Raw genomic sequence first — 8040 nt, 5'->3', positions numbered from 1 at the left:
CGGCTGAAGCGAACAAGAAAGCTGAAGAAGACCGCAAACGTCTTTCTAAAATCTCAGCTTCTATGGGTGAATACCTAGCCAAGTCTATCGGTTTACCTAACATGGATTCAGCAGTTACTAAAGTTAATGCTGCTGTAACAGCTATCGAAGAAGCTTTGAAAAATCCAAACGCTGACCTTACAGCCGTTATCAAGCAAGCAAAAGCTGCAGAAGCTTCAATCGCCAATGCTGTGCTCCGCGCCCATAACGGCAAACGTAGTGTGCTAAATGGCAGACGGATGGAGAGAGGAGTTAGCTTTAGGGAGGTAGCGCCTGAGAATGCTAATAAAAATTTCACAAAAAATACGGTTGCATACGTTGTAAGTGAAACAGATTCCAAAACGGTAGCAAACGGTTACAAAGAGGGTACCTATCTTTATGCAACGCAAGGGAGACAAGCTAATACTAGACCACCCGAAAAAGCCAATGTTCCTACACGTGTTGAAGTCAGAACAATTCGTAGCCAAGTGTATATGAGTTCCCAAAGACATGGAACTACGACTGAATGGGAAGTCACATTTAATGAAGCTGGTGAGCAACACGATAATCCATTTTTCTACTTTACAGTTCCAAAAGGGCATACCATTACACATATGGAGGTTTTTAAAAAAGATAGTGCTAATGCTAACTGGCAAAGTTTGGCGAGTAGCAATAGTAACAATGCTTTCTTAGAAATAGATAAGGGTAATGGGAACTATCGCCCTGCAATCGGAAATGCTTGGAACAATCAAGGTGGCTCTTACTACGACAACGTAGCTGGTGTAGGACCGAGTGGAGTTGGTCGTGGTTCACTTACGAGTCTAAGAGATTTTGCTTTTAATAATGAAGAGGTATTTTATCAGACAGATAAAATATCAGAAACGGTTAAACAAGCGGGAGATTTTGCCTTTAATACTGTTGAAAATGCTACCGCGAACATATATGCTCTGCATCCTAAGGGAAGCCTCCAAAGAGGGGGTTACAAAATCAGATACACAACTACGAGCCCAGCAAATACTAAGGATTTTTATATGGCTGGTTTCCGTTCCTTGGAAAATTCTCGCCATAAAAACTACCTGCAAATGAATGGTTCGAATGAGCGTTATGTATTGAACTTAAAACAGGGTGTTCAAACTACTTTTTTGAAACATGGTAGATTGAATGCTTTAACAGATCCTACGAAATTGAATAAGATTGCAGACTCTTATGATAGATTAACTGGAAGAACTGAGCCTGTACCACCTTTGGCACCTGGTAAAAGCATAACTTATTCTATTGAAGGGAAAAATGAAGGTTCTACGACTATTCAATATCTTGCGAATACTAAACATCTTCCATTCAGTAGAGGGATAGGTGAACTCAAGGTTTCTATTCCTAATATGGGGACTCGTACGCTTCCGTTTAGAATTGTTACTCAGTCTGATGTATATGAACCTGTGATTAATAAGACAGTGACGGCAGCTGCTGTTTCAAAAGGTCAGGTTATTAATCCAGTATCTACTATTCAGAAAATTGATGATAAATCTAATAGTATCTCAGGGTTTGTAAAACCTGATGATATGGATGATTACAATCAGCAGATTAACGGAGGACCAAGTACTGCTAACGTTCTTCCAAACACCACTGCAGGAACAGATAATAATCTAAGTCGTTTAAACGTTAAGAATGTTGAATGGGTTGGCGGTAGCGAAATTGGTTCAGGAATAGGGGAAAAGATGGCTGTAAAAGCTATTGTTAACGGTAAAGAAGTTTACTTACCTGTCCCTGAAGATATGGATATATCAAGATTGGGTTCACCTTTGTCTGATCAAGATAAGCAAGCAATTCTTGCCCATAATGACTTACAAGGGAATGCTACGATTACTGGTACTAAAGTAGGATTGACTAAGCAACTTAAAACCATTTATAAAGATGATGAGGGTGGCGATTCAGTCGATGTTTCGGAAGTATTCTTTGAAAATGTTGCTAAGGCTAGAGCTACAGCTCCTCGTGTTGATCCTAAGAGTGATGGTAGTGTGGTTGTTAGTCCATCGGCCGATAATGATAAGGTAAATATATCTTATACACCGACAAATGCTAGCACTCCTACTCAAATTACGATTAAGAAATCTGGAACTACATGGGAAAGTACTGTTCCCCTTCCAGCTGGGGTGACTTTAGATAAATCGAATGGTAATGTGACTATTTCCGAAGAGGCAGTCAAAGATAAAACGAATGTCACAGCTACATCTTATAACTTCAACTCAGATGGAGCGACAACTTCTGCTGCTGCAAAGGCACCGTATCAAGCCAAATCAGAACGCTTTTATGCAGTTAAAGGAGAAAATTCTAGCCAACTTAACCCTCGTGATTTTGTTGTAGATGGAGATGGTAGAGCATTACCTGAGGGTATAAGTGTTAAGTGGAAAGATAGCACCCTAGATTTATCAACTCCTGGTCAGAAAACAGCAACCTTGCTCGTTACTAAAGGAAGTGAGACTAAGGAAGTTGAGTATAAATATACGGTTTATCCAAAGGTTGAAACGAAAACAAGCAATGGTTTGACAGGTGAGTTTGAAATTCTTAAAGGGTATAACCATATAGGTGGTCATACTCAGCTGTATACAAACTTGGATGATCCTGCCTTCCCTTCAGGAACAAACTGGTCTTATCGTTACAACACAGAACAGGGTGTTACAGAAACAACGACTAACAAACCAACCTTTAGTGCGATTTGGAAGAATGACACTTTAGGTAAAAAAACTTATACTGTCAAAGCAACTTACGGTGTTAGCCGTTTTGGAACTATTACACCAGAAAACGTAGCGCTTTCTAGTGAGGTTTCCTTTAACTACACTGTATTAGAATATACTGCTAAGCAGGTATTTGAAACAACAGTTGGTGACACAACCCCTCTTGCAAGCATTATTGCCAATGCTAAGGAAGCTGTTAAGCCAGTTGATGGAAGTCCAGAAGCTCTTGCTCCTACTGGATTTGAATGGGATACTAATCAAACTCCAGATGCAGCAACAGTTGCGAATCCAGGTTATGTGACAAGAAATGTCAAGATGACTTTGAGAGATTCTAGTGGTAGAGAAAGAGCTGTTACTATCCCTGTAACTATCAAAGTTAGACCGAACCCACCACAAATTTCAGCAGATCAGGTAACGAATACAGGTGGCTTATCAAATAAAGGAATTACTGTAACGAATGCTCTACCAAATGCGCAGGTTACCTTGACAATCAATGGCAAACAATTTTCACCGAAAACAGCAGATAGCAGTGGAAGAGTTACGTTTGCTGCAAATGAATTAGCAGACAGTAACGGCTTACTTCCAACAGGAAATGTAACAGTTAAACAAAGCAAGGCATTTGATAATCCAGTAACAGGTCGCAGTGAAATATTGACATCAGATGACAGTACACCTGCTGAAATTACCAAAGAAACTGAAAAGCCACAAGCTACTGATGCAGTAGTCAAAGTAAAAAATGCTGATAATACATGGTCGGATGCGCCTAAAACGATGGTCGATGGCATTCCTGTATATACTTTCTATTCTGGAGATTCATTAGAATTTACAGCTAAGTTCAAAGATAATAGTGGAGTTATCCAAAATACAGAGATTCGTAATGGAGGACCAGGTAAACCTGCGGTTAGTCTTCTATATAATAATACATGGGGAACAGAAACTGTTAACAAGGTAACCACTAAGACGACAGCTACTGCTAATCAACCAGCTACGACAACTGCTACAGCGGAGATTAATTCTACCTTGAGCTATGCCTCTGGTAATAAAGTTACACGCTCTATTAATGCAGAGGATTTTTCAGGTAATCGTTCAGACGGAACCACCTTTGGTTTGAAGCAGGGTGAGTTGAAGGATAGATTGGGAGAAGTAACAGTTCCTTCGATAACGGTTGGAGATATTAGTAATTTAACTCCTTCAGATAAAAATGCTATCAAAGCAGCTGTTGAAAAGGCTTATCCACAGGATAAACATCGTATCAGTAGCTATACTCAACAAAGCAATGGAAGTATGCTGATTACCTATAAAGATGGAACTACAAGAACAGTCATTCCTAAGTTGGACTATGGTGTTGAAGCTGCGAGTAATGTATTCTATACCTATGTTGGGGAAGGTGACACCATTCGTCCCAAAGATGTCATTAAAGCTGTTAATGGCGGAACTATTCCAAGTGATGCTGATGTAACATGGGAACAAGCACCAGATGTGACAAACTCAGGAAACAACAAACAAGCCGTAGTAAAAGTGACTTATAGGGATGGAACAGTTAAGCGAGTCCCAGTAACCTATAGCACAATGTCTACCTATGAGGCTAAGGAACCAATTTATGATTGGGCTGGAGAAGCACCGAGCTATGGACGAGACCGCGCACCATATTTAAAACAACGTGGTAATGATAAGATACTATCTGGAACTGATGGGGCTTGGTATGATGCGAACGGAAATGTGGTTGGAAATACTTCGCCAATCCCTGAGAAAAACGTTGCAGGAACGCACGAGTATCGCCTGAAAGTTACCTATCCAAAGGGACGATTTGATGATAGCACGACTATGCTTAGCAAGGACGTAACGGTCAGACAAATCGTTGTAGACCCTGTTAAAAAAGCTGATTTGACCTATGTTCAGGGAGAAACAAATGTTGCTTCGGCTGAGAATGTTCTAAAAAATAATACCAAACAAACTTTGGCAAACGGGACACCAAATGAAGCATTTCCAGAAGGAACAAAATTTGAATGGGTAGGTGGTGCGCCATCCACGACTACATCAGGAATCGTTGAAAAGAAAGTTAAAGTTACACTTCCGCCAGATGCAAATGGTACTCGAATTTCCAAAGAAGTTCCTGTAAATGTTACAGTGAAACCACAGGCACCGCAAATTTCAGATGATCAATTGACTGAAAAAGGTGGTTTACCAAATCAAAGTATCACGGTAACCAATGTTACACCAGGTGCGACAGTAACCTTGACAATCGGTGATAAAACATTTACTAAGGTAGCTGGACCTAACGAAACAAGACTGACCTTCACGCCAAAAGATCTCGAAAAAGCTTACAATGCTAATAACGGCTTGCTTCCAACGGGTAGTGTAACAGTTAAACAAGCGCTTCCAAATCCGACGGCGAGCCAAACTAATCCATTAGAGTCAGACACTACGGTTAAAGAACAAGGAATCACTAAGGAAACAGAAGCGCCAGAACCAACCTTTGATCTCTATATCCAGAATGATAAGACAAAACAGTGGGAAAAACAATCCATCCAGGATAATGTTCGCCCAGGTGCAAGAGGATATGAAATCTTCGCAGGTGATAAAATTAAAATCGTCATAAGCGGCAAGGATAACAGTGGTAAGATTAAAACTCTGAAATTGCATGATGGAACTTCAGATATAGATAGAATCTTCCAAAAAAACTATTCATCAGACGATTCTGCACCTGGATTTAAAGACACTCCAACGGAAGCTTCAACAACAAATCCTGCTATTCGAGAGTATACAGCAACTTATGATGAAAACAAGCAATATGCAGATGGTAACAGATGGAATCGTGGTGTTAAAGCTGTAGATTTATCTGATAATGAAGCTCGTACTCTGACAGTAGTAGCACAAGGAAAATTAAGTAAAAAATTCCCAGGTAAAGTGCCAGCGACAGTTCAAGTAACTAATGCGACAACTCCATCAGCAGATGATAAGAAAAAAATTCTTGAAGCGGTGAAGGGATCTAATCCACAAGAGGCAAACCGTATTAGTAGATACGAATTTAAAAACGGTGGAGCTGTATCAAATGGTAAAGTAACAGTCGTTATTACCTATAAAGATGGTACATCGAATGAAGTAGAGGTACCAGTATCGGATTCTGATCATAAGTCTGAACAAGCCTCTCGATCTGCATCAGAATCAGCATCAACAAGCGCAAGCCAATCAGCCAGCACCTCAGCTAGTCAATCGGCCTCAACAAGTGCAAGCCAATCAGCATCGACAAGTGCAAGTCAGTCAGCATCGACAAGTGCAAGCCAATCAGCCAGCACCTCAGCTAGCCAGTCGGCTTCAACAAGTGCGAGTCAATCAGCAAGTACGTCAGCTAGTCAGTCAGCATCGACAAGTGCGAGCCAATCAGCCAGCACGTCAGCTAGTCAATCGGCCTCAACAAGTGCAAGTCAATCAGCCAGCACCAGCGCAAGTCAGTCTGCATCGACAAGTGCAAGCCAATCAGCCAGCACCTCAGCTAGTCAGTCAGCATCGACAAGTGCAAGCCAATCAGCCAGCACGTCAGCTAGTCAGTCTGCATCAACAAGTGCGAGCCAGTCAGCCAGCACGTCAGCTAGTCAATCGGCCTCAACAAGTGCAAGTCAATCAGCCAGCACCAGCGCAAGTCAGTCAGCATCGACAAGTGCAAGCCAGTCAGCCAGCACGTCAGCTAGCCAGTCCGCATCGACAAGTGCGAGCCAATCAGCAAGTACGTCAGCTAGCCAATCGGCTTCAACAAGTGCAAGCCAATCAGCCAGCACGTCAGCTAGTCAATCGGCTTCAACAAGTGCAAGTCAATCAGCCAGCACGTCAGCTAGTCAATCGGCCTCAACAAGTGCAAGCCAATCAGCCAGCACCAGCGCAAGTCAGTCCGCATCGACAAGTGCAAGCCAGTCAGCCAGCACGTCAGCTAGCCAGTCCGCATCGACAAGTGCAAGCCAATCAGCCAGCACAAGTGCGAGTCAATCAGCTTCAACAAGTGCCAGCCAATCAGCCAGCACAAGTGCTAGTCAGTCCGCATCGACAAGTGCAAGCCAATCAGCAAGCACATCAGCTAGCCAGTCGGCTTCAACAAGTGCGAGTCAATCAGCAAGCACAAGTGCTAGTCAGTCCGCATCGACAAGTGCAAGCCAATCAGCCAGCACCTCAGCTAGTCAGTCTGCCTCAACAAGTGCAAGCCAATCAGCAAGCACAAGTGCTAGTCAGTCCGCATCGACAAGTGCAAGCCAATCAGCCAGCACATCAGCTAGTCAATCGGCTTCAACAAGTGCGAGTCAATCAGCAAGCACCTCAGCTAGCCAGTCGGCTTCAACAAGTGCGAGCCAATCAGCCAGCACGTCAGCTAGTCAATCGGCCTCAACAAGTGCAAGCCAATCAGCCAGCACATCAGCTAGTCAGTCTGCATCGACAAGTGCAAGCCAATCAGCCAGCACATCAGCTAGCCAATCAGCTTCAACAAGTGCAAGCCAATCAGCCAGCACCTCAGCTAGTCAGTCTGCCTCAACAAGTGCAAGCCAATCAGCCAGCACAAGTGCTAGTCAGTCCGCATCGACAAGTGCAAGCCAATCAGCCAGCACATCAGCTAGTCAATCGGCTTCAACAAGTGCGAGTCAATCAGCAAGTACATCAGCTAGCCAATCAGCTTCAACAAGTGCAAGCCAATCAGCCAGCACAAGTGCTAGTCAGTCTGCATCGACAAGTGCAAGCCAATCAGCCAGCACATCAGCTAGCCAGTCGGCTTCAACAAGTGCGAGTCAATCAGCAAGCACAAGTGCTAGTCAGTCCGCATCGACAAGTGCAAGCCAATCAGCCAGCACGTCAGCTAGTCAGTCTGCCTCAACAAGTGCAAGCCAATCAGCCAGCACATCAGCTAGCCAATCAGCTTCAACAAGTGCCAGCCAATCAGCCAGCACATCAGCTAGTCAGTCTGCATCGACAAGTGCAAGCCAATCAGCCAGCACCTCAGCAAGTCAATCAGCTTCAACAAGTGCAAGTCAATCAGCCAGCACGTCAGCTAGCCAGTCTGCCTCAACAAGTGCAAGTCAATCAGCAAGCACGTCAGCTAGTCAGTCAGCATCGACAAGTGCAAGCCAATCAGCCAGCACCTCAGCTAGCCAGTCAGCATCGACAAGTGCAAGCCAATCAGCCAGCACAAGCGCATCTGAATCAGCATCAACAAGTGCGAGCCAATCAGCAAGCACAAGCGCATCTGAATCAGCATCAACAAGTGCATCTGCATCAGCAAGCACAAGCGCATCTGAATCAGCATCAACAA

Annotated in this window: 1 protein-coding gene; it reads left to right on the top strand. The window is 43.5% G+C overall.

Annotated features, from left to right (window positions below; genetic code table 11):
• Positions 1-8040 (top strand): Rib/alpha-like domain-containing protein (locus tag GEZ84_RS10345; RefSeq protein ID WP_265586405.1); only part of this gene is annotated, 8040 nt, incomplete at both ends.

The organism is Streptococcus mitis, assembly GCF_009496155.1.
GTDB lineage: Bacteria > Bacillota > Bacilli > Lactobacillales > Streptococcaceae > Streptococcus > Streptococcus mitis_BQ.
Note: the sequence above shows the minus strand (reverse complement) of the source record. Positions and strands in the feature narration are given on the sequence as shown.